Source organism: Planctomonas deserti, assembly GCF_003067705.1.
Classification (GTDB): domain Bacteria; phylum Actinomycetota; class Actinomycetes; order Actinomycetales; family Microbacteriaceae; genus Planctomonas; species Planctomonas deserti.
On the sequence record NZ_QANL01000022.1, the window covers coordinates 1 to 883 of the forward strand.

Annotated in this window: 1 protein-coding gene; it reads left to right on the forward strand. The window is 66.7% G+C overall.

Features of this window, described 5'->3' with window-relative positions:
- The coding region (locus DAI20_RS19275) for a DEAD/DEAH box helicase (RefSeq protein WP_159085124.1) at positions 1-883 on the forward strand (883 nt) is incomplete at both ends.

The window sequence follows — 883 nt, forward strand, 5'->3', positions numbered from 1 at the left end:
TGCGCCCATTCCCGATTCAGTTCCGCCTGCCCTGGCCGCCGCGCTGAAGGCGCGTGGCATCGAGCAGCTCTACAGCCACCAGGCCGAGGCCTGGGAGGCGAGCCAGCGCGGCGAGCACGTGGCCATCGTCACCCCCACCGCCAGCGGCAAGTCGCTGTGCTACACCCTGCCGGTGGTCAGCGCGGCGATGCAGGACAAGGCCAAGGCGCTGTACCTGTTCCCGACCAAGGCGCTGGCCCAGGACCAGGTGGCCGAGCTGCTGGAACTCAACCGTGCCGGTGACCTGGGCGTAAAGGCCTTCACCTTCGACGGCGACACCCCCGGCGATGCGCGCCAGGCGATCCGCCTGCACGGCGATATCGTGGTGTCCAACCCGGACATGCTGCACCAGGCGATCCTGCCGCATCACACCAAATGGGCGCAGTTCTTCGAGAACCTGCGCTACATCGTCATCGACGAAGTGCATACCTACCGCGGCGTGTTCGGCAGCCACGTCACCAACGTGCTGCGCCGGCTCAAGCGCATCTGCGCGTTCTACGGCGTGCAACCGCAGTTCATCCTGTGCTCGGCCACCATCGGCAACCCGCAGGCGCATGCCGAGGCGCTGATCGAGGCGCCGGTTACCGCCATCACCGAATCCGGTGCGCCCAGCGGGCCGAAGCAGGTGCTGCTGTGGAACCCTCCGGTGATCAATCCGGACCTGGGCCTGCGTGCCTCGGCACGCTCGCAGAGCAACCGCATCGCCCGCATCGCGATCAAATCCGGGCTGAAGACCCTGGTGTTCGCGCAGACACGCTTGATGGTCGAGGTGCTGACCAAGTACCTGAAGGACATTTTCGACCACGACCCGCGCAAACCACCGCGCATCCGCGCCTACCGTGGC